18 protein-coding genes are annotated in these 21,192 nt (G+C 62.4%); 16 read left to right on the forward strand and 2 right to left on the reverse strand.

From position 1 onward, the window contains the following. Positions 1 to 20 precede the first annotated feature (20 nt). From ACFWYE_RS10345 to ACFWYE_RS10385, 9 genes are all read left to right on the forward strand, one after another. Complete coding sequence (locus tag ACFWYE_RS10345) at positions 21 to 1,538, forward strand: aldehyde dehydrogenase (NADP(+)) (RefSeq protein WP_379111156.1); 1,518 nt, start codon at positions 21 to 23, stop codon at positions 1,536 to 1,538. A gap of 149 nt (positions 1,539 to 1,687) precedes the next feature. Further along, positions 1,688 to 2,494: a transporter substrate-binding domain-containing protein gene (locus ACFWYE_RS10350; RefSeq protein WP_379111158.1), complete on the forward strand. Its 807-nt coding sequence runs from the start codon at positions 1,688 to 1,690 to the stop codon at positions 2,492 to 2,494. Positions 2,495 to 2,562: 68 nt separating this feature from the next. After that, positions 2,563 to 3,228 (forward strand): amino acid ABC transporter permease, encoded by a 666-nt coding sequence (locus ACFWYE_RS10355; protein WP_379068676.1) that lies wholly within the window; start codon positions 2,563 to 2,565, stop codon positions 3,226 to 3,228. A 12-nt stretch (positions 3,229 to 3,240) separates the two neighbouring features. Continuing rightward, positions 3,241 to 3,894: an amino acid ABC transporter permease gene (locus ACFWYE_RS10360; RefSeq protein ID WP_129414276.1), complete on the forward strand. Its 654-nt coding sequence runs from the start codon at positions 3,241 to 3,243 to the stop codon at positions 3,892 to 3,894. Further along, positions 3,887 to 4,609, forward strand: a complete 723-nt coding sequence (locus tag ACFWYE_RS10365; RefSeq protein WP_379068681.1) for an amino acid ABC transporter ATP-binding protein — start codon at positions 3,887 to 3,889, stop codon at positions 4,607 to 4,609. Before ACFWYE_RS10360 ends, ACFWYE_RS10365 begins: the two co-directional genes overlap by 8 nt. A gap of 7 nt (positions 4,610 to 4,616) precedes the next feature. Next, positions 4,617 to 5,861 (forward strand): NAD(P)/FAD-dependent oxidoreductase, encoded by a 1,245-nt coding sequence (locus ACFWYE_RS10370; protein WP_379111160.1) that lies wholly within the window; start codon positions 4,617 to 4,619, stop codon positions 5,859 to 5,861. Between the two features lie 14 nt (positions 5,862 to 5,875). Then, positions 5,876 to 6,877, forward strand: a complete 1,002-nt coding sequence (locus tag ACFWYE_RS10375) for a 4-hydroxyproline epimerase (protein WP_379111162.1) — start codon at positions 5,876 to 5,878, stop codon at positions 6,875 to 6,877. Beyond that, positions 6,874 to 8,565 carry an aconitase X gene (locus tag ACFWYE_RS10380; RefSeq protein WP_379111163.1) on the forward strand — a complete coding sequence of 564 codons (1,692 nt, stop codon included), beginning with the start codon at positions 6,874 to 6,876 and terminating at the stop codon, positions 8,563 to 8,565. Before ACFWYE_RS10375 ends, ACFWYE_RS10380 begins: the two co-directional genes overlap by 4 nt. A gap of 10 nt (positions 8,566 to 8,575) precedes the next feature. Then, positions 8,576 to 9,607, forward strand: coding sequence for a proline racemase family protein (locus ACFWYE_RS10385; RefSeq protein WP_379111165.1), 1,032 nt, complete (start codon positions 8,576 to 8,578; stop codon positions 9,605 to 9,607). Positions 9,608 to 9,697: 90 nt separating this feature from the next. On the opposite strand, the gene ACFWYE_RS10390 is transcribed toward ACFWYE_RS10385, so the two are convergent. Continuing rightward, positions 9,698 to 10,297, reverse strand: a complete 600-nt coding sequence (locus ACFWYE_RS10390) for a helix-turn-helix domain-containing protein (RefSeq protein ID WP_379111167.1) — start codon at positions 10,295 to 10,297, stop codon at positions 9,698 to 9,700. Between the two features lie 253 nt (positions 10,298 to 10,550). Here ACFWYE_RS10390 and ACFWYE_RS10395 point away from each other — a divergent pair, with 253 nt between their 5' ends. The 7 genes from ACFWYE_RS10395 (at position 10,551) to ACFWYE_RS10425 (ending at position 20,447) form a co-directional block, all read left to right on the forward strand. Further along, complete coding sequence (locus tag ACFWYE_RS10395; protein ID WP_379111169.1) at positions 10,551 to 12,287, forward strand: ABC transporter substrate-binding protein; 1,737 nt, start codon at positions 10,551 to 10,553, stop codon at positions 12,285 to 12,287. Positions 12,288 to 12,353: 66 nt separating this feature from the next. Then, positions 12,354 to 14,201: a dipeptide ABC transporter ATP-binding protein gene (locus tag ACFWYE_RS10400; RefSeq protein WP_379111171.1), complete on the forward strand. Its 1,848-nt coding sequence runs from the start codon at positions 12,354 to 12,356 to the stop codon at positions 14,199 to 14,201. Then, entirely contained in the window at positions 14,198 to 15,169 is a 972-nt protein-coding gene (locus ACFWYE_RS10405; protein ID WP_379111172.1) for an ABC transporter permease, read from the forward strand. The genes ACFWYE_RS10400 and ACFWYE_RS10405 overlap by 4 nt, the downstream gene beginning before the upstream one ends. Continuing rightward, on the forward strand, positions 15,166 to 16,119 hold the full coding sequence (locus tag ACFWYE_RS10410; protein ID WP_379111174.1) for an ABC transporter permease: 954 nt from the start codon (positions 15,166 to 15,168) through the stop codon (positions 16,117 to 16,119). The genes ACFWYE_RS10405 and ACFWYE_RS10410 overlap by 4 nt, the downstream gene beginning before the upstream one ends. Positions 16,120 to 16,128: 9 nt before the next feature. After that, positions 16,129 to 17,433, forward strand: coding sequence for an alpha/beta fold hydrolase (locus ACFWYE_RS10415; protein ID WP_379111176.1), 1,305 nt, complete (start codon positions 16,129 to 16,131; stop codon positions 17,431 to 17,433). Between the two features lie 14 nt (positions 17,434 to 17,447). Next, on the forward strand, positions 17,448 to 19,292 hold the full coding sequence (locus ACFWYE_RS10420) for an aminopeptidase P family protein (protein WP_379111178.1): 1,845 nt from the start codon (positions 17,448 to 17,450) through the stop codon (positions 19,290 to 19,292). Positions 19,293 to 19,304: 12 nt separating this feature from the next. Further along, on the forward strand, positions 19,305 to 20,447 hold the full coding sequence (locus ACFWYE_RS10425) for a M24 family metallopeptidase (RefSeq protein ID WP_379111180.1): 1,143 nt from the start codon (positions 19,305 to 19,307) through the stop codon (positions 20,445 to 20,447). Positions 20,448 to 20,568: 121 nt separating this feature from the next. Here the strand turns inward: ACFWYE_RS10425 and ACFWYE_RS10430 are convergent, their stop codons facing one another. Further along, positions 20,569 to 21,096, reverse strand: a complete 528-nt coding sequence (locus ACFWYE_RS10430; RefSeq protein ID WP_379111182.1) for a DUF3011 domain-containing protein — start codon at positions 21,094 to 21,096, stop codon at positions 20,569 to 20,571. Between the last annotated feature and the right edge of the window lie 96 nt (positions 21,097 to 21,192).

The following is a 21,192-nucleotide window of genomic DNA, read 5'->3' on the forward strand; positions in this document are numbered from 1 at the left end:
ATCCAGGACAGGAACCTCAAATGGCCTTCACTCCAAAGGGAAAACACCTCGTCGCCGGCGCGTGGCTGGATGGCGCGGGCACCTTCGAAAGTGCTCCGGCGCATGGCCCCGCTTACGCCTTTGCCGTTGGTACCGTGGATCTGGTGAGCCGGGCCTGCGAAGCGACGGAGGATGCCTTCTGGAGCTACGCCAACTCGCCGCGTGCGGCACGGGCCGAGTTTCTGCGCGCCATTGCCGACGAGATCGAGGCGCGCGCAGAGGCGATCACCGAAATCGGCAGCCAGGAGACCGGTCTGCCTGAAGCGCGGCTCCAGGGGGAGCGTGGCCGCACGACGGGGCAGCTTCGGCTGTTTGCCGACCACATCGAAAAGGGCGACTATCTTGACCGCCGCGTCGATCCGGCCATGCCGGAGCGCCAGCCGGCGCCCCGGCCAGAGATCAGGCTGATCCAGCGCCCGGTCGGGCCGGTCGCCGTCTTCGGTGCCTCCAACTTCCCGCTGGCCTTTTCGACGGCGGGTGGTGATACGGCGGCGGCCCTGGCTGCGGGCTGCCCGGTTGTGGTGAAGGGCCATTCGGCGCACCCCGGTACCGGGGAGATCATCGCCCAGGCCATCGAGGCGGCGATCGCAAGGACTGGCGTGCACCCAGGCGTCTTTTCGCTGATCCAGGGCGGCAACCGTCAGATCGGCGAGGCGTTGGTGCAGCATCCACTGATCAAGGCCGTCGGCTTCACCGGCTCGCTCGCTGGCGGCCGGGCGCTGTTCAACCTTTGCGCGGCTCGTCCGGAGCCGATCCCGTTCTTCGGCGAGCTCGGCTCGGTCAATCCGATGCTGTTGCTGCCCGAGGCGCTCAAGACACGTGCCGAGGCGCTGGGGCAGGGCTGGGCAGGTTCCTTGACACTAGGCGCCGGTCAATTCTGTACGAATCCCGGCATTGCCGTCGTGGTCGACGGCGCCGATGCCGATCGCTTTATCGGGGCTACGACCGATGCACTCAGCAAGGTCGGCGCACAGACCATGCTGACAGACGGCATCGCAAAGGCCTATCGCGACGGGCAGGCGCGCTTTGCCGAGCGCAATTCGGTCAAACCTCTGCTGGTGACCGAGCCTTCGGGCCGTGCCGCGACCCCCAATCTGTTCGAGACCACCGGGGCGCAGTTCATGTCCGACCATGCGCTGGGCGAAGAGGTTTTCGGACCGCTCGGCCTGGTGGTGAGGGTCGCGTCGGTGGCCCAGATGGAAGAACTCGCCCGCGGTTTCGAGGGCCAACTGACCACGACCATTCACATGGACGAGGCGGATACCGAGGCGGCACGCCGCCTGATGCCTGTTCTTGAACGCAAGGCCGGGCGCGTTCTGGTCAACGGCTTTCCGACCGGCGTCGAGGTGGTCGATGCCCAGGTGCATGGCGGACCTTACCCCGCCTCTACCAATTTCGGTGCGACCAGCGTCGGCACCTTGTCCATTCGCCGCTTCCTGCGGCCGGTTGCCTATCAGAACGTTCCGGAAGCGCTGTTGCCCGAGGGGTTCACCGGTTGAGGACCTGGAGGGGTGTTCGCGGGCAGGTAGAATTATTAAAATCGTATAATCACTGCATACAATTTGTATTTTGTGATTGATTTGTCCGCGACGACGCGAAATAGTGCGCGCGGTCAACCGACCGGCAACACTCAGGGAGAGAGTAGAACATGAAGATCTCGGTCCTCGCCTTCGGGCTCATGGCCGCAACCGCGCTGGGCGGTCAGGCATATGCCGACAAGCTCGATGACATCATCGCTTCCGGCACGTTGCGCTGCGCCGTGGTGCTCGACTTCCCGCCCATGGGCGCGCGTGATGCGAGCAACACTCCAATCGGCTTCGACGTCGATTATTGCAACGATCTCGCCAAGGCGCTCGGCGTGACGGCCGAGATCGTGGAAACGCCTTTCCCGGAGCGCATCCCGGCTCTGATGTCCGGCCGCGTCGATGTCGGTGTCGCCTCGACCTCCGACACGCTCGAACGCGCCAAGACCGTGGGCATGACCATCCCTTACTTCGCCTTCGAAATGGCCGTCACCGCCAATGACAAGTCGGGTGTCAAATCGTTCGAAGACATGAAGGGCAAGACGGTCGGCGCCACCGCCGGCACGTTCGAGGCGATCGCGCTCGAGAAGTCGGTCAAGGAGTGGGGCGCCGGCGAATTCCGCCCGTACCAGACCCAGGCCGATGTTTTCCTGGCGCTGAGCCAGGGCCAGATCGACGCGACGGTCTCCACCTCCACGGTTGCGCAGGCCAATGTGAAGACGGGCAAGTTCCCCGGCATTTCGGTCGTCGGCAAGGCGCCGTACGACATCGACTACGTCGCGCTTTTCACCAATCGCGAGGAATACGGCCTGATCAACTACCTGAACCTGTTCATCAACCAGCAGGTCCGTACCGGCCGTTATGCGGAACTTTACAAGAAGTGGGTTGGCGGCGATCTGCCGTCGCTGTCGGTGAACGGCGTCTACCGCTGATCTGACCGTTTCACGGGCGGCGCGAGGCAAGTCTCGCGCCGCCGATCCCTTCGAAAGGCGAAGCGGCGATGTTCAGCTACACCTTCCACTGGAACCAGGCGCTCAGGGCATTGCCGCAAATGCTCGATGGTGCGCTGGTCACCTTGGAAATTGCGCTTCTGTCGATGGCGATCGGGCTTGCGCTGGCCATCGCGCTCACCGTGTTCCGGCTTTCGGGCAACCGTGTCCTTTCCGCAGTTGCCACCGCCTGGGTGGAAGTGGCTCGCAACACGCCGGCACTGTTCCAGATCTACATGGCGCATTTCGGGCTCGGCAATTTTGGTATCCACCTCAGTCCTTTCACGGCACTGCTCGCCGGCATCGCCTTCAACAATGCCGGTTATCTGGCCGAGAATTTCCGCGGTGCGCTCAAGGCCATACCCGACACACAGGCGCGCGCAGGTCGTTCGCTGGGGATGAGCCCGCTGCAGGCGTTCCGCTACATCGTGCTGCCGCAGATGCTGCGCATTGCCTTTCTGCCGGCAACCAACCAGATGGTCTGGGCAATCCTGATGACGTCGCTCGGCGTGACTGTCGGCATGAGTTCCGATCTCGCCGGTGTCACGCAGGAGCTTAACGCCCGTTCGTTCCGCACCTTCGAATTCTTCGCGCTTGCGGCGGTGATCTATTACCTCATCGCCAAGGCGGTCACGCTGGCTGCTCGCCTGCTTGCCGCGCGCTTGTTCCGTTATTGAGGCGGGGTAGGGATGTTCAGCACAGCTCTCACCTGGAGTGATCTCGCCTTCCTGGCCCAGGGCGCCGGCATGACGCTTGCCGTGACGGCGGTTTCTGTCGCCGCCGGCACGGTGCTCGGCATCCTGTTTGGTGTCATCCGCTTCCAGTTCGGACCCTACTGGTCGGCGCCACTCACCTTTGCCCTGGATATTTTCCGATCGGTGCCGCTGCTCATCCAGCTTGTGCTGGGCAATGCCTTGCAGTCCATCGCGAAGCTGGGCTGGCCACCCTTCACCACGTCCTGCGTGGTGCTGTCGCTTTACACCGCAGCCTACTGCACCGAGATCGTTCGCGGCGGTATCGACGCAGTGCCGGTCAACACACGCCGCGCGGCGCGTTCGCTCGGCATGACCTGGTGGCAGGACATGCGCTACATCGTGGCGCCGCTCGCCACGCGTGTATCGTTGCCGTCGTGGATCGGGCTGACGCTTGGCGTGATGAAGGATTCCGCGCTCGTGCTCTGGCTCGGCCTCATCGAACTGCTGCGGGCCTCGCAGATTCTTGTAACCCGCCTGCAGGAGCCGCTGTTCATCCTGCTCCTGTGCGGCGCTATCTATTTCGTCATCAGCCTGCCCATTGCCCGGTTTGGCAGGTATCTCGAAGAACGCTGGTCACCCAATGATTGAGATCGAAAACGTCCACAAATCCTTCGGCACGCTGGAGGTCCTGAAAGGCATCGACCTGACAGTCCGGAAAGGCGAGGTCGTCACCGTCATCGGCGGCTCCGGTTCGGGCAAGTCGACCCTGCTCACCTGCATCAACGGGCTCGAAACGATTGCATCAGGCAGGGTGATCATCGACGGTACCGATGTCCACGCCAAGAGCACGGACCTCAACAAGCTCCGGCAAAAGGTGGGCATCGTCTTCCAGCAATGGAATGCGTTCCCGCATCTGACCGTGCTGGAAAACGTCATGCTGGCGCCGCGCAAGGTGCTTGGCCTGTCGAAGGAGCGGGCCGAGGAAATCGCGGTGAAGCAATTGACCCATGTCGGTCTCGCCGAGAAGCTTTCGGTCTATCCAAGCCGCATGTCGGGCGGCCAGCAGCAGCGCATGGCGATTGCGCGTGCGCTCGCCATGTCTCCCACATACATGTTGTTCGACGAAGTGACGTCGGCACTCGACCCGATGCTGGTGGGCGAAGTACTGGATACGCTCAGGATGCTCGCTTCCGAAGGCATGACGATGATCTGCGTGACCCATGAGATGAAGTTTGCCCGCGAGGTCTCCGATCGCGTCGCTTTCTTCCATCAGGGGATCATGGCCGAAATTGCGCCGCCGGAGCAGCTGTTCGACGCGCCGCAGCATGCCGAGACGAAGAAGTTCCTCGCGGCAACGCATTGAAAGTAAAATGGAAAAGCAGGTCGACGTCATCGTCATAGGGGCAGGGATCGTCGGGCTCTCGGCGGCAATCGCCGCACAGGGGCGTGGACTGAGTGTCACCGTGCTGGACCGCGAGGGCCCAGCCGCCGGTGCCTCCGCCGGCAACGCAGGCGCTTTTGCCTTCACGGACATCCTGCCGCTCGCCTCGCCTGGTATCCTGAAGAAAGCGCCGAAATGGCTGCTTGATCCACTCGGGCCTTTGTCGGTGCCGCCGGCCTACGCCGTGCAGATCGCGCCCTGGATGTTCCGCTTCTGGCGTGCCTGTTCGCCCAGGCGCGTGGCTCACTCGACCGCCGCCCAGACGGCGCTGATGGATCTGTCGAGGGCCGAGCTGGAACCCTTCCTAACGCAGACAGATACGTTGCCCATGCTGCGCAAGGAAGGCAATCTCCAAGTCTACGAGGGTGAGGCAGAGTTCAAAGCTTCGCTGCCCGGCTGGGCGGCACGGGAAGAACACGGCATCGAGTTCCTGCACCTCAGCAAGACTGAGATCGAGGAGATCCAGCCTGGATTGGCGTCGCGCTTCACCCACGGCACCTTCACGCCTGGCTGGTATTCCATCGCCGATCCCCGACTGTACACGCTTGCGCTGGCCGAATCTTTCCGCAACACGGGTGGCATCATAGAACGCGCCGAAGTCAGCGCATTGCGTCCGACCGAGCGCGGGGTCGAGGTTGTGACCGCGGATGGAGGCGTACGGCGTGCCCGCAAGGTCGTGCTTTCAGCCGGCGCATTTTCCCACCGCATCGCGGCCACCATCGGCGAAACCATTCCGCTGGAGACCGAGCGTGGCTACAACACCACCTTGCCACAGGATGCCTTCGACCTTCGCACCCAGGTAACGTTTGGCGGTCACGGCTTCGTCGTCACCCGCTTGTCCACCGGCATTCGCGTCGGCGGTGCGGTGGAACTCGGCGGACTGAAGCTGCCGCCGAATTTCCGCCGCTCCGAGGCCATGCTGAAGAAGGCACAGGCGTTCCTGCCCGGCCTGAACTCGCAGGGTGGGGTACAGTGGATGGGCTTTCGCCCCTCCTTGCCGGACAGCCTGCCAGCGATCGGCGCTGCGCGGGCGACACCGCATATCGTTCACGCCTTCGGTCACGGCCATCTTGGCTTGACGCAGTCGGCGGGCACGGCGCGTATCGTTGCCGATCTCTTGACCGGGCAACGGCCCGCCATCGACATTACATCGTTCTCGCCGCAACGCTTTTGACCAAGGTCCCGCCCATGGCAACCCACACATTCTCCTGTATCGACGGACACACCTGCGGAAACCCGGTTCGCCTCGTTTCCGGCGGCGGACCGCGCCTCGAAGGCGCGAACATGTTGGAAAAGCGTGCGCATTTCCTGCGCGAATTCGACTGGATCCGCACCGGGCTGATGTTTGAGCCGCGCGGGCATGACATGATGTCCGGCTCGATCCTCTATCCTCCAACGCGGCCCGATTGCGACGTTGCCGTGCTGTTCATCGAGACCTCCGGCTGCCTGCCTATGTGCGGCCACGGCACCATCGGCACCATTACGATGGGCATCGAAAACGGCCTGATCATGCCGCGCGAGCCCGGCAAGCTTTCCATCGATGCGCCTGCCGGCAAGGTCGACATCACCTATCGCCAGGAAGGGCGTTTCGTCGAGGAAGTGCGGCTCACCAATGTCCCCGGCTTCCTCTATGCCGAGGGTCTGACAGCGGAAGTCGAAGGGCTGGGCGAGATCGTTGTCGACGTTGCCTATGGCGGCAATTTCTATGCCATCGTCGAGCCGCAGAAGAATTTCCGCGACATGGCCGACCATACGGCAGGCGAACTTGTCGGCTGGTCGCCGAAGCTGCGCGCCGCGCTCAATGCGAAGTACGAGTTCGTGCATCCGCTGCATCCCGAGATCAAAGGCCTCAGCCACATCCAGTGGACCGGCAAGCCGACGCAGGAAGGCGCGCATGCCCGCAACGCCGTCTTCTATGGCGAGAAGGCGATCGACCGCTCGCCCTGCGGCACCGGCACCTCGGCCCGCATGGCGCAGCTTGCGGCCAAGGGCAAGCTGAGGGTCGGTGACGAGTTCGTGCATGAATCGATCATCGGTTCGCTCTTCAACGGCCGAGTGGAGGCGGCAACGAAGGTTGCGGATCGCGACGCGATCATCCCTTCGATCGCGGGCTGGGCACGCATGACCGGCATCAACACCATTTTCATCGACGACCGGGATCCTTTCGCGCACGGGTTCGTCGTCAAGTGAACGAGATCTCTCTCGCCCGATCGATCCTTGGCGGTACGGCACAAGGTCCCGTCATCGCGACACAGGAAGCCTTGAGCTTTTGGGGAGGGGTCGATCCAGCTACCGCGCGTGTGATCGACGTGCACCATTCTATGCATGGGATTTGCCTGACTGGTGCCATCCTGATGATGCCATCGAGCCGCGGTTCCTGCACCGGTTCCGGCGTACTGCTGGACCTGGTGCTGAATGGACGCGCGCCGGCGGCACTCATCTTTTCGGAAGCCGAGGATGTGCTGACCCTTGGGGCGCTGATCGCATCGGAGCTGTTCGGCAAGCCGCTCCCCGTGCTGAGACTGGCGCCGCAGGCCTTTGCCGCGCTGGCCAGTGCGAAGACCGCGCGGATAAGCGATACAGCGATCGAAGCCGAGGGCCTGAGCCTATCGGTCAGTCCGCCAGCCAGCAGCGCGCTTGACCTCACGGAAGCCGATCGCGCCATGATAGAGGGGCGGGACGGCATCGCGGTGCAACAGGCCATGCGCATCATCGGCGCCATGGCCGTGCAGCAGGGCGCGCGAAGCCTGGTGGACGTGACGCAGGCGCATATCGATGGTTGCATTTATGCAAGCCCCGCCAATCTGACCTTCGCCGAAAAAATGGCGGAGCTCGGCGCTCGGGTTCGGGTCCCGACGACGATGAATGCCATCTCGGTGGATCGCGCCAACTGGCAGGCACAAGGGGTCGCGCACGATTTCGGCGATCCCGCCGCGCGTCTCGCCGATGCCTATGTGCGCATGGGCTGCAGGCCGACATTCACCTGTTCGCCTTATCTGCTCGACAGCGCGCCGAAGGGCGGCGAAACCGTCGCCTGGGCAGAGTCCAACGCGGTGATCTTCGCCAATTCCGTGCTCGGTGCCCGCACAGCCAAGCATCCCGATTTCCTCGACCTGTGCATTGCCCTGACTGGTCGTGCCCCGCTTTCAGGTGTCTATCTCGATCAACACCGCAAGGCGCGGCGTATCATCGACGTGGAGGTCCCGGGTGGCGCCGATGATGCGTTCTGGCCGCTGGTCGGCTATCTTGCCGGCCATGCCGCGCCGGATCGGATCCCGCTGCTGCGCGGGCTTGGCGCGGCTCGACCGTCGCGCGACGATCTCAAGGCCCTGTGCGCGGCGTTCGGAACCACTTCAGCGGCCCCCATGCTGCATGTCGAAGGGGTGACGCCTGAAGCCGACGGTGCTGGTGCAGCCGACGCCGACCAGGCCGTCATCACGCGTGCAGACCTGGCCGCAGCATGGAAAAACCTCAATGCGGGACCGGAAGAGGTCGAACTCGTCGCCATCGGCAGCCCGCACGCCTCGCTGGAGGAATGCCGCGCGCTTGCAGCCGTGCTCGACGGACGCAAACGCCATCCGGATGCGGCGGTCATCGTTACCGCGGGCAATGCGGTCATAGCCGATGCCCGCACTGAGGGCACGCTGGCGCGGCTTGAACAATGCGGCGTGCAGGTGGTTCCAGACCTGTGCTGGTGCTCGATCTCGGAGCCGGTGTTCCCCACGCATACACGCGCCGTGATGACCAATTCCGGCAAGTACGCCCACTATGGCCCCGGCCTGTCCGGCCGTGCAGTACGTCTCGGCAGCCTTGCCGACTGCGTGACCGCAGCACTTACCGGGCGTGTGCCGGTGCGCTTGCCCGCCTGGCTTTCCTGAGGAGTTCCCGATGCGCAGTACAAAAACCATCCACGTGATTTCGGCGCATGCCGAAGGCGAGGTGGGCGACGTGATCGTCGGTGGCGTCACACCGCCGCCGGGCGACACGATCTGGGAGCAGAGCCGCTGGATCGCCCGCGACAACACCTTGCGCAATTTCGTCCTGAACGAGCCGCGCGGCGGCGTTTTCCGGCACGTCAATCTGCTGGTGCCGCCAAAACATCCGGAGGCGGATGCCGCCTTCATCATCATGGAGCCGGAAGACACGCCGCCCATGTCGGGTTCGAATTCGATCTGCGTTTCGACGGTGCTGCTGGACAGCGGCATTCTGCCGATGCGGGAGCCGGTGACGGAGATCACACTGGAGGCGCCTGGTGGGCTGGTGCGTGTGCGGGCGGAATGCCGCGACGGCAAGGCCGAGCGCATCTTCGTGCGCAACCTGCCGAGTTTTGCCGATCGCCTGGATGCAAAACTGGAAGTCGAAGGGCTCGGGACGCTCACGGTCGACACCGCTTATGGCGGGGACTCATTCGTCATCGTGGATGCGGCGGCGATGGGCTTTGCCCTAAAGCCGGACGAAACGCTTGATATCGCGCAGCTCGGCGTGCGCATCACCAACGCGGCCAACGCCGCTCTCGGTTTCAACCATCCGGAAAATCCGGACTGGAAACACTTCTCATTCTGCCTGTTCGCCGGCGCCGTCGAGCGCACTGCTGAAGGTTTGCGCGCCGGTGCCGCCGTGGCGATCCAGCCCGGCAAGGTTGACCGTTCACCGACAGGAACTGCCTTGTCGGCGCGCATGGCCGTGTTGCATGCGCGCGGACAGATGGGGCTGGAAGATCGTTTGACCGCCGTTTCCGTGATTGGCTCGACTTTCACGGGCCGTATCGTCGGCACCACGACCGTGGGTGGGCGTCCGGCGGTGCTGCCTGAAATCTCGGGCCGTGCCTGGATCACCGGCACGCACCAGCACATGCTCGATCCGGACGATCCGTGGCCTGAAGGCTACAGGCTCGCCGACACCTGGCCGAAGAAGAGGTAGCGGGTTCGGCATGACCGATCGGCAGCAACATGTCGAGACAAGAGCCGGGCGGTCCTTCGAGGTCGGCCGGCCACCGTCCGTGGCAGCCATCTACCTGGAGTTCTTGCCGTCGGTTCTGTCGTCGCGATCTTCTGGAAAGAACGGCTGCGTGCGGACCCAGAGCTCCAGTGTTGTCTCGTCGCCCAGGGTCGCCGACCGGTGCGGGAGGTGCGATTGAAAATGCACCGAGTCTCCCTTGTTCAGGATATGGCGCTCGCCGTCCACCTCGAGCAGGATGCTTCCTTCCAGCACATACACGAAATCCTCGCCTTCGTTGTGCATGAACTCGGACATGTGCCCCGGCGGGCGGCGTACCAGGGAAGGGTGCAGTTTGGCGCCGGGGAACCTGCTTCCCAGAAGTTCGTAGGTGCGCCTGACATCGCCGATGCTGAAGGCTTCGCGCTGACCCTGACGGGAGACGGCGCCGGATTGGCGCGAAGCGGGCACGAAGGTGTCGATGCTCGTGCCAAGCGCTTCGGCGATGTTGCAGAGCGACGACAGCGACGGCGTCGACATGCCGCGTTCGATCTGGGACAGGAAGCCGATCGACAACCCGACACGCTCCGACACCTGTTGCAGCGTCATGTCGATGGCGCGGCGGCGATTGCGGATTTTCTTGCCTAGGGAGGATTGCGTGGCCTGGTCGTCCAACTCGGTCTGCCTGGCCTTTGGTTGCGAAGACATATTCAAATTCACCGTGCCCTTGGATCGCCGATGGCGACTATGCGGCACGCCTTCCGTGGAGTCGATCTGAGGCTCGGCGCATACACGACCATTTCAGCCTCGCATACATGCTTTCATACTACAAAAATTTCACAATAGCTTAAATTTCTTTTGCTGGCGTTTAATTTTTGTGCCAGACATCGGGCGGGAATTGATAGCTGGTGCTCAATGGGAGGAGCGTATGCGCATTCGTAGAAGGTCGATGCCGCTTTGGGCTGTGATGGCGTTGGCAGGCGCCCTTTCAGCAGGGCAGGCGCAGGAGCCGCAAAAAGGCGGCACGCTGCACATTCTGGCCACCGGAGAGCCGGATCACATGGACCCGGCACTCGCCGGCATGGTTCCGACCAACAATCTCATGCGTGCCATTTCGCGCCAGTTGATCAGCTATGAGGCGTCCACGGATCAGAACCTCGCGATCAAGCCGGCAGGCGACCTGGCCACGGACGTGCCGCAGCCGACCGACAATGGTCTCACCTACACCTTCAAGCTGCGTCAGGGCGCCAAGTGGAACGCGCCGTCAGGTGCTCGCCAGATCACCTCGGCGGATGTCGAGCGCGGCTTCAAGCGCTTGTGCAACCCGCATCTGCAGGCGGCGACACTCACTTACTTCACTGCGCTTATCTCGGGCCTCACCGAATTCTGTGATGGTTTCGCCAAGGTCGAGCCTACGGCAGAGGCCATGAAGAAATACATCGAGGAAAACGACGTCACCGGTATCGAAACGCCGGACGAGCAAACGGTCGTCTTCAAACTCAAGGAACGGGCAGGCGATTTCATCTACATGCTGTCGCTGCCGATGCCGGCTCCTGTGCCGCTCGAGACGCTCGACCATATTCCTGACAGCCCGGACTACCGCACCCATTTTATCGGCAGCGGTCCCTATACGATCGGCGACTATACGCCTGATACCAGCCTCAAATTGATCCGCAATCCCGCCTGGAATGCCGAAAGCGATCCGCTTCGAAAGGCCTATGTCGACGAGATCGAGATCACCATGGGCCTGCAGCCCGATGCCATCATGCAGCAGTTGCAGTCGGGCGACGCCGACCTTGCCTATGATATCAATGTTCCGACTGCGATCCTGGCCACATTTGTTGCCAACAACGACGAAAAGCTGACTGCCATGTCGGCCGGCAACACCAACTTCCTGTTCATCAATACGGTGTCGAGCAACAACAATGGCGCCTTGAAGAACCTGAAGGTCCGGCAGGCGCTGGCTTATGCCGTCGATAAGGCCGCGATCGCCCAGCAGTGGGGTGGATCGACGGTTGCTGAACCGGTCGGTGGTATTTTCGGCCTCGGCGTGCTCGGCCATCACAAGTTCGAGCTCTACCCGTCCCCGGACTCCAAAGGCGATCCCGAGAAGGCAAAGGCACTGCTCGCCGAAGCCGGTTTCCCGGACGGCATCACGCTGAAGATGCCCTATCGCAACAAGGACATGGAGGCGACCACCGCGGCCACGATCCAGGCCAGCATGGCGCGCGCCGGTATCAAGCTGGAGCTCAGCCCCGTCACTGCGGCCGACTACTACTCCAAGTTCATGACCAACCCCGTCACCACCAAGGATGGTACATGGGATATTGCGCCCGTGGGCTGGACACCGGATTGGGTCGGAGGTGCCGCGCGTTCGGTGTTCCAGCCGCAGTTCACGTTCAACGGCACGCACCAGACCTATAATTATACCGACTACAACAACCCCAAAGCCAACGAGATTGCCGCTCGGGCAATCAACGCCACGACACCGGAAGAGACTGGCAAACTGTGGGCGGAGGTTGATGAGCTGGTGATGGCAGACGTGCCGGTCATTCCGCTGATCGCCAACAAGAACCCTCGCTACCGCAGCGAGGCGGTGAAGAACTACCTGCCTTACGCACTCGGCGTGGAAGGCGACTGGACCAACATCTGGCTCGAACGCTGAGCCGTTGAAAGGACAGCCGGCGCCTGCTGTGGCGCCGGCATTACCCAGCGCGCTGAAAGGTGGAATGTGGCACTTCTGGAAGCCAGGGGATTGACGGTCGACATCCCGACCGAGGATGGCATCGTTCATGCCGTCCGCAACGTTTCGTTTTCGGTCAAACAAGGTTCTCTTTTCGGCATTGCCGGTGAGTCCGGCTCCGGCAAGAGCGTGCTGACCCAGGCAATCGTCGGTCTGTTGCGCAATGCCGACATTACGGGAGAGGCCCTGTTCGAGGGGCGCAATCTGATCGGACTTCCACAGGAGGAAGTGCGCCGCCTGCGCGGCGGACGCATTGGCATGATCTTCCAGGATCCGCTTTCCAGCCTGCATCCCTATTACACGATCGGCGCCCAGATCGCCGAAGCCCTGCATGTGCATGAAAAGATCGCGCGTCGTGAGGCACGGGGGCGGGTCATCGACATCCTGGGCAAGGTTGGCATTCCCTCTCCGGGGGACCGCCTTGAGGACTATCCGCATCAGTTCTCCGGCGGCATGCGCCAGCGCGTCATGATCGCCATGGCGCTGATCCTGAAACCTTCGCTGGTGATCGCGGATGAGCCGACGACCGCGCTTGACGTGACCGTTCAGGCCCAGATCGTTGCGCTGCTCGATGCCATGCGCAAGGAACTGGGCACGACGGTGATCCTGATCACGCATGACCTTGGCCTGCTGTCGAGCGTCGCGGACGATGTCATGGTCATGTATGCCGGGCATCGCATGGAATATGGCAAGGGTAGCGCCGTATTCCGCTCTCCCGCGCATCCCTACACTGCCGGTCTGCTCAGATCGTCGCCCGCGAACTATTCACCGGGCGCGGAGTTGGTCCCGATCAAGGGGCGGCCGCCCAGCCTGCTCGCCATGCCCGCCGGCTGCGTTTTTGCGCCGCGCTGCAGCGATGTTCTGGAGAAATGTTCCTCGCAACGGCCGCCGCTGCGTATCTTCAGCGACGGCATAGAGGCTTTGTGCTGGCAAGAGCAGGGGATGTCTCGTGCACCTGCGGTCGAACAGTCGGCCGTCGCCGCCCGCAGCCGCGACAGAGCCGCGGAGCCAGTTGTCGTGGCCAGTGACGTGCATCTGACCTATCAGGTCGGCAGCTTTTTCGGTAAGCGCCGGACATTGGATGTGCTCAAAGGCATAGATCTCACCGTTGCCAAAGGTGAGACGGTCGGGTTGGTCGGGGAGAGCGGTTGCGGCAAATCGACCTTCGCGCGGGTCGTTGCCGGACTGACAAGGGCGACCGGTGGTTCGGTGAAGCTGCTGGGGCAGGATATCGGCGCCCTGGACCCGGCCCGCTGGCGCGAGATGCGCAAGCACGTGCAGCTTGTCTTTCAGGACCCTTTCGGTTCACTCAATCCGCGCCGCCGCGTCGGTGCCATCATCGGCGATCCGTTTCGCCTGCATGGCGTTGCCCAGGGCGAAGAGCGCAAGCAGAAGGTTCGGCACCTGATGGAGGTGGTCGGCCTCAATCCCGAACACTACAACCGGTTCCCGTCGGAATTCTCCGGCGGCCAAAGGCAGCGTATCGGCATCGCCAGGGCGTTGGCACTCAATCCCTCGCTGATCATCTGCGACGAGCCGGTCTCGGCCCTCGATGTATCCGTGCAGGCGCAGGTCCTTAACCTTCTGCGCCGGCTGCAGAGCGAGCTCGATCTGACCTATCTGTTCATTTCGCACGACCTGTCGGTGGTACGCCATGTTTGCGACCGCATCGCCGTCATGCAGGGCGGACGCATCGTGGAGTTGGCCGACGCCGAGACGCTGTTTTCCGATCCCCGGCATCCCTACACGCAGAAGCTGCTTGCAGCTTCGCATGTTCCGCCGGCGCTCACAGGCACGCTGGATCGCAGCCTTCTCGAAACACGGGCGATTGCATGACGAGCGAGATGGCATCCACGATTGCGGCGCCGGAAAACGAGATCGTTCAGCGCGGCTCGCTCGAGTTGACTCTTCGACGATTGCGGCGCGACGGCGCGAGCATGATCGCCCTGGCGGTTATCATTGCTGTGGTTCTGCTGGCGGTTCTGGCCCCCGCGATCGCCACCTTGACCGGCCATTCTCCAATCGAACAATTCCGCGACATCGGCCTGACACCAATGGGCATTCCAGTTGGGCCTGGTGCCGACTTTTGGCTCGGCAGCGACCAACTCGGCCGCGACGTGCTGGTGCGGCTTGCCTATGGTGCGCGCGTTTCGCTGCTTGTCGGTGTTCTGGCCTCACTGGCTGCATCGACAGTCGCCGTTATCGTCGGCGTTAGTGCGGGCTACTTCGGCGGCTGGGTCGACACGTGCCTGAGCCGGCTGACCGACCTCGTCATGAGCGTGCCCTTTCTGTTGTGTGCCCTGGCGCTGGTGTCGGCTTTCGGACCAAGCCTGTTGCTGAGTGTCGTCGTCATCGTCTTTTTCAGCTGGGCACCGATGGCACGTGTCATCCGCAGTCAGGTAATTTCACTGAGCCGTCAGGATTTCGTCCAGGCAAGCCGGTCGCTCGGCGCCGGCCCGCTCTCCATCATGACCGTCGATATCCTGCCCAATCTGTCGGTGCCGATCATCGTCTACACGACCATGCAGATCCCAAACTCGATCGTCTTCGAGGCGACTCTGTCTTTCCTGGGCATGGGTATCGTGCCGCCGACGGCGAGTTGGGGTGGCATGCTGGCGGACGCATCCTCCAATTCGCTTTACCTGATCGCCTGGTGGATGGTGTTCGTGCCGGGCACGGCGCTGCTTCTGACCACGCTGGCGTTCAACATTCTGGGGGACGGCTTGCGCGATGCGCTTGATCCGAAAAGTGTCCGCAGCGTGCGCCGGTTTTCGGGAAAGAGCCGGGGAGGACAGAAACGATGATCCGGTTTCTGGCTCGTCGCCTGCTGTTCGGCGCAGGCGTTCTGGTAGCGCTCAGCGCTTTCGTTTTCTTCCTGTTTTTTGTCGCGCCCGGTGATCCAGCACGCATGATCGCCGGCGACAAGGCAACGGAGGCGCAGATTCAGCTGGTGCGCAAGAATCTTGGTCTCGATCGGCCGATCATCGAGCAGTATGGCCGCTTCGTCGCCAAGGCTGCGACCGGCGACCTCGGCTTTTCCTATCGAAACCAGCAACCGGTGGCGCAGATCATCCTGCGCCGTATCCCGGCGACGCTGTCGCTGGTGGCCGGTGCTGTCCTGCTCTGGCTGGCTATCGGTATTCCAATCGGCATCAGCTCGGCCCGCAATGTCGGCAGCCTGCGTGACCGCTTTGGTCAGGCCTTCATCCTTGTGGGTCTGAGCTTCCCGACCTTCGTGCTGGGCATGATGTCTCTATACTTCCTCTATTTCTTGCCCAAGCAATCCGGTTTCACGCTCTTTCCTGCTGGCGGCTACAAGGCTCTGACATCAAATGCGGCAATCTGGGCGTGGCATCTGGTTCTGCCGTGGACGACGCTCGCGCTGACCATGGCGGCCATCTATGCGCGACTGACGCGCGGCCAGATGCTGGAAGTCATGGGCGAGGACTATATCCGTACAGCCCGTGCCAAGGGTGTCAGCGAGCGCGCGGTGGTCTGGCGGCACGGCATGCGCGCGGCACTGACCCCGCTGGCGACCCAGCTCGGCGCCGACATCGCGCTTCTGCTTGGTGGCGCCATCGTCATCGAACAGGTCTATGGCCTGCAGGGGGTGGGCGCCCTTGCGGTACAGGCGGTCAACAATCAGGACCGCCCCATCATCATCGGCGTGGTGTTGCTGGGTGGCGTCTTCATTGTCGTGGCCAACATCATCGTCGACCTGCTCTACGTTCTTCTTGATCCACGTGTCCGCTGAGATTTAGCCATGTCTGCCATCGAATACACCATTCCCGGAATGCTCGTGTGCGATCACCGACTGTCGGTTCCGCTCGATTGGTCGAGGCCTGAGGGGGCGACCATCGAAGTGTTTGCCCGGGAAATCGTCGACCCGGTTCGCCGTTCGGAAAACCTGCCTGTGCTGTGTTTCCTGCAGGGTGGTCCCGGAGGTAAGTCGCCGCGCCCGACGCGCGGCTCGCCGTCGTGGCTGGCCGAAGCACTGAAGACACATCGCATCGTGCTGCCGGATCAGCGCGGCACGGGGCGTTCGACACCCGTGGAAGCTGCCACCATGACTGGCTTCGACGATGGCGAAGCGGCCGCCGACTACCTCGCCTGTTTCCGTGCCGACTCGATCGTCGCCGACTGCGAGCACATCCGGAAGACGCTTTTCGGTAACAGACGCTGGGAGACGCTCGGGCAGAGTTTCGGCGGTTTCATCACCATGACCTATCTCAGCCAGGCTCCCGAAGGGCTGTCGGCCTGCTACGTCGCCGGTGGGCTCCCAGGCCTCGACCCGTCGGCCGATGCCGTCTACCGCCGGACCTACCCGCGCGTCGCCGCCAAGAACGCTGCGTATTTCCGGCGCTATCCGGGCGATGTTGCGCAACTGGCTGCGATCGCCGACTTCATTTCGGGCAACGATGTTCGCTTGCCGGACGGCGACCGTCTCAGTGTCAGGCGGCTGCAGAGCATAGGCCTCGATCTCGGCATGGGGCCTGGATATGAGAACATCCACTGGCTGCTCGATGAGGCCTTTGCAGGTTCGGACAGGAAAAGGCTGACGGACGTCTTCCTGTCCAGCGTCATGAACCTGACCGCGTTTCGGGGCAATCCGCTTTTCGCCGCGCTGCATGAGGCGGCCTACATCCAGGGCAAGGGATCGACCAACTGGTCGGCCGAGCGGCTGCGTGCGGACTTCCCGGAATTTGCCGAAGACAGGCGTCCGCTGCTTTTCACCGGCGAGATGATCTATCCCTGGATGTTCGACGACATCGCCGGACTGCGACCTTTCAAGGCCGGTGCAGACGTGCTTGCGCAACGCCGGCAGCACAGCGCGCTCTACAACACGGTGCGGCTTGCGGACAATGACGTCCCGGTTTCGGCGGTCATCTACCATGACGACATGTTCGTCGATGCCGAGCTTTCTCTGCAGACTGCGGCTCGTGTCGGCAATCTGGATTTCTGGATCACCAACGAGTTCGAACACGATGGCATCCGGCAGGGCGGGGCGGTGTTCCGCCGTCTGATCGAATTGGTGCGCGACAAGGGCGGCCCGCTCGCCACCGCATAGGAATTGAAGACCGCATGACCATGAAGAAGATGACCGGTCTTGCGCGCTTGCGCGCCTGGATGACCAATGCCGGGTTGGACGGCCTGATCGTGCCGCGCGCGGACGCCCATCAAAGCGAGGTCACGGCGGCACATGACGATTGTCTTGCCCACATCTCCGGTTTCACCGGGTCGGCGGGGCTGGCTCTTGTCCTGAGTGATCAGGCGCTGATCTTTGTCGACGGGCGCTATCAGATTCAGGCGCGCCAGGAGGTGGATCCGGCCGACTTCGAAATCCACCATCTGCGCGACAATCCGGTCGACCAGTGGTTGAAGGCGCAGGCCAGACCAGGCTGGCGTATCGGCATTGACGCCATGAAAGTCGCGTTGGCGCTGTATGATCGGCTGGAAACGGCGCTCGCCGGAAGATCCGCGTTGCTCGTGCCGCTTGAACGAGATCCATTCGAAGCCGTTTGGGACGATCGGCCATTGCCACCGCTCGGAAGCATCCGCGCCGTGCCAACCGAATCCACGGGCGAAAGTTCGACCGAGAAACGCCGGCGCATTGCCGGGAAGCTGCGTGAAATGGGCGCCGACTGGCTGATCGAAACGCAGCCGGACAACATCGCCTGGTTGCTCAATGTGCGCGGTTCGGATGTCGAAATGAACCCGGTGCCGCATTCCTTCCTTGCCCTTGGCGCGGACGGGACGACCGAATGGTTTGTCGATGCACGCAAGCTGGGCAACGACCATAAGGCGTTCGAGATCACCGGAGTGGGACTGACGCGACCCGAGGATTTTCTTGAGCGGGTTGCCAGGCTGTCGACCGGCAAAGTCGTCGCCATCGATGCGGATTTCACCCCCCATGCCGTACGCGCACGCGCTGGCGATGGCAAAATCCTTACCCGCATGAGCCCGATCACACCTGCGAAGGCGGACAAGACCGCGGCTGAACTCGAAGGCTATCGCGCCTGTCACATCGAGGACGCTGTCGCCGCGACCGATTTCCTGGCCTGGTTGACGGCACACGCACCGGAGCGACTGGGAGCGGCCGACCCGCTGACAGAGCTGGAAGCCGAGACAAAGCTGCTGGCATTCCGCGGCGAACGCCCCGGTTTTCTCGAGCCGAGCTTCCGCACCATCTCCGCCGCAGGCGCAAACGCCGCCATGTGCCACTACAAAGCTCAGCCGGCCACCAACGCCGTCATCGACGACAGGGCGCCTTATCTGATCGATTCGGGCGGGCAGTATCGGACCGGCACGACGGACCTGACCCGCACGGTGATGCTGGGTTCGGCAAGCGCGGAGATGCGCATCGCCTATACGGCGGTGCTGAAGGGCTTTCTGTCGCTCCTGTCGGCACGTTTTCCAACTGGCACGCAAGGTCACCAGCTCGATGCCTTCGCACGCCGCGCCCTATGGGACGTCGGCCTCGACTATGATCACGGCACGGGTCACGGTGTCGGTCACAATCTCCTCGTGCACGAGTACCCGCACCGGTTCGACAAGAAACCGAACCTGCATGGCCTGACGCCTGGCAACATCATGACGATCGAACCAGGCTATTACAAAGAGGGCGCTTTCGGCATGCGCATCGAGAACCAGGTCGAAGTGATCGCCGATGGCGCAGGCTTCTGTCGCTTTTCCTCGCTCACCCTTGTGCCGATCGATCTGGTGATGGCGAATCTAGACGAATTGAGCATTGTGGAAATCCACCAGATCGACGCTTATCACGCGCATGTCAGGTCGGTTCTGGAGCCGCTGGTGCGAGCGCAGACACTGCCATTCCTGATCGAACAGACATGCCCGATCGTCGAGCGGTCGCAATCGCCTCATCTCGTGCGCTCTGACACGGGCGCAGCTGTCATTGCCTTACGATAGGAGCCAGCCGATATGTCTTTCTCCGTCCGCCCCACCTCGATTTCCGACGCCGAACGGCATGAGCGTCTGCGGAAATTGCGGGAGCAAATGGATATAAACCGCGTATCGGCTGTCCTGCTGGGAGCCGGCGAAAGCCTTCGCTATTTCACCGGTCTTGTCTGGCACCAGAGCGAGAGATTGCTTGGTGCGCTGGTGACGCCGACTGCTCTCATCTACATCGTTCCAGCCTTCGAGCGCAGCCGGGTCGAAACACTGCCGCACCTGGCAGGAGATATCGCGACGTGGGACGAAGAGGAAAGCCCGGCCGCACTGGTCGCCTCGCTCGCCGGGCTCAAGGGTCAGATCGCGCTCGACGATGCTTTGCCGCTCTTCATCTATTATGCCTTGGCAAGAAGCCTGGGCGTCGACCGCCTTGTCGATGGAGCGCATCTGATACGCAAGCTGCGGCTTTACAAATCGGCGTCGGAAATCGGGTTGATCCAATATGCCATGGAGTTGACGCTTGAGGTGCACAAGCGGGCTCATGCAATCATGAAGCCCGGAATCCGTGCCTCGGAGGTCGCCCGCTACATCGACGAACAACATAAGGCACTGGGCGCCTCCGGCGGTTCCACCTTCTGCATTGTTTCGTTCGGCCCCGCCACTTCGCTTCCCCACGGTGCCGATGGTGACCAGATCCTGGAGAAGGGCCAGGCGATCCTCGTCGATACAGGGGCACGCATCGATGGTTATCATTCCGACCTGACACGCAGCTACATGATCGACGAACCGGACACCCTGTATTCGCGTATGTGGCAAGCCGAACGCGAAGCACAACAGGCGGTGTTCGAGGCCGCTCAGCCTGGTGCGCCCTGCCACCGTCTTGATGACGCGGCGCGGGCAGTTCTGTTGCGCCACGGCCTCGGCCCGGATTACCGGCTGCCCGGCCTTCCCCACAGAGCCGGGCACGGTCTGGGGCTCGAAATCCATGAGGAGCCCTACATCGTTCGCGGCAACGAAACACCGCTTCGTTCAGGGATGTGTTTTTCCAACGAGCCGATGATCGTCGTGCCCGAGCGCTTCGGAATTCGGCTGGAGGACCACATCCACATGACCGAGGACGGGCCGCAATGGTTTACGAGGCCTGCGAAAGGTCCGACCGAGCCGTTTGGGTGAGGAATTCTTCAAAGCCGTTGGGTGTGGGGCGGGCCGGCCATACAGTCGGCGAATCACGCTGTCATGCGCCCAAGCGGAGCCTGAGCGCATATCCAGCTGTTTTCGTCATATATCCTCTTAATCAGCAGTCGCCGTTGAAAAAGCAGTCGTCACGGCGCTCGCGGTAGCGGCGGTCATAGTAGGGATCGTAGCGACGTGGTTCGACAACCGGTGGTCCAAACGGGTCATCGGAATAACGACGCACCACCCGACGACCAGGTGAACCTTCGCCGAACACTGCGCGGCAGCCGCCATCAACCCAGATGGTGCCTGAACCGCGATCATACCCCCAGGTGCGGTTGCGGATGCAAGGGCTATCCGATTTCTGCCGCACGATGACGGCGGAACGGAAATCGGCCTGGCATTCATTGTACTGATCACCGTCGGACGAACACGTCACCGTGCGTCCGGCATTGGCCGGCAAGGTGGAAATCCCCATGAGGGCAGCAAAACCAATCAGGGAAGCGGCAGCTATCTTGATCACAGCGCGATCTCTTTTTCCGTATGTGTTCATTCTATAAAATGTCCTGGGCCGTACAAGGTGGCGCAGGGTAATGACGCGGCGATTATCCCAATCGGATTCTGGCATTTTTCGATCGGCGGAATTCACGAATGCACCGCCAAATGTAACGGATTGCGAGATGCCACTTTATCAACGCAGTATTGCCGCTACATTGCGGGCACATTTCAATCCAATGGTTTCGAG

The organism is Mesorhizobium sp. NPDC059025 (assembly GCF_042739655.1).
Classification (GTDB): Bacteria; Pseudomonadota; Alphaproteobacteria; order Rhizobiales; family Rhizobiaceae; genus Mesorhizobium.

What these genes read in the sequence shown, in the direction of transcription:
- ACFWYE_RS10345 (WP_379111156.1), top strand. Translation starts at nt 21, where the DNA reads ATGGCCTTCACTCCAAAGGGAAAACACCTCGTCGCCGGCGCGTGGCTG.
- ACFWYE_RS10350 (WP_379111158.1), top strand. Translation starts at nt 1,688, where the DNA reads ATGAAGATCTCGGTCCTCGCCTTCGGGCTCATGGCCGCAACCGCGCTG.
- ACFWYE_RS10355 (WP_379068676.1), top strand. Translation starts at nt 2,563, where the DNA reads ATGTTCAGCTACACCTTCCACTGGAACCAGGCGCTCAGGGCATTGCCG.
- ACFWYE_RS10360 (WP_129414276.1), top strand. Translation starts at nt 3,241, where the DNA reads ATGTTCAGCACAGCTCTCACCTGGAGTGATCTCGCCTTCCTGGCCCAG.
- ACFWYE_RS10365 (WP_379068681.1), top strand. Translation starts at nt 3,887, where the DNA reads ATGATTGAGATCGAAAACGTCCACAAATCCTTCGGCACGCTGGAGGTC.
- ACFWYE_RS10370 (WP_379111160.1), top strand. Translation starts at nt 4,617, where the DNA reads ATGGAAAAGCAGGTCGACGTCATCGTCATAGGGGCAGGGATCGTCGGG.
- ACFWYE_RS10375 (WP_379111162.1), top strand. Translation starts at nt 5,876, where the DNA reads ATGGCAACCCACACATTCTCCTGTATCGACGGACACACCTGCGGAAAC.
- ACFWYE_RS10385 (WP_379111165.1), top strand. Translation starts at nt 8,576, where the DNA reads ATGCGCAGTACAAAAACCATCCACGTGATTTCGGCGCATGCCGAAGGC.
- ACFWYE_RS10395 (WP_379111169.1), top strand. Translation starts at nt 10,551, where the DNA reads ATGCGCATTCGTAGAAGGTCGATGCCGCTTTGGGCTGTGATGGCGTTG.
- ACFWYE_RS10405 (WP_379111172.1), top strand. Translation starts at nt 14,198, where the DNA reads ATGACGAGCGAGATGGCATCCACGATTGCGGCGCCGGAAAACGAGATC.
- ACFWYE_RS10410 (WP_379111174.1), top strand. Translation starts at nt 15,166, where the DNA reads ATGATCCGGTTTCTGGCTCGTCGCCTGCTGTTCGGCGCAGGCGTTCTG.
- ACFWYE_RS10415 (WP_379111176.1), top strand. Translation starts at nt 16,129, where the DNA reads ATGTCTGCCATCGAATACACCATTCCCGGAATGCTCGTGTGCGATCAC.
- ACFWYE_RS10420 (WP_379111178.1), top strand. Translation starts at nt 17,448, where the DNA reads ATGACCATGAAGAAGATGACCGGTCTTGCGCGCTTGCGCGCCTGGATG.
- ACFWYE_RS10425 (WP_379111180.1), top strand. Translation starts at nt 19,305, where the DNA reads ATGTCTTTCTCCGTCCGCCCCACCTCGATTTCCGACGCCGAACGGCAT.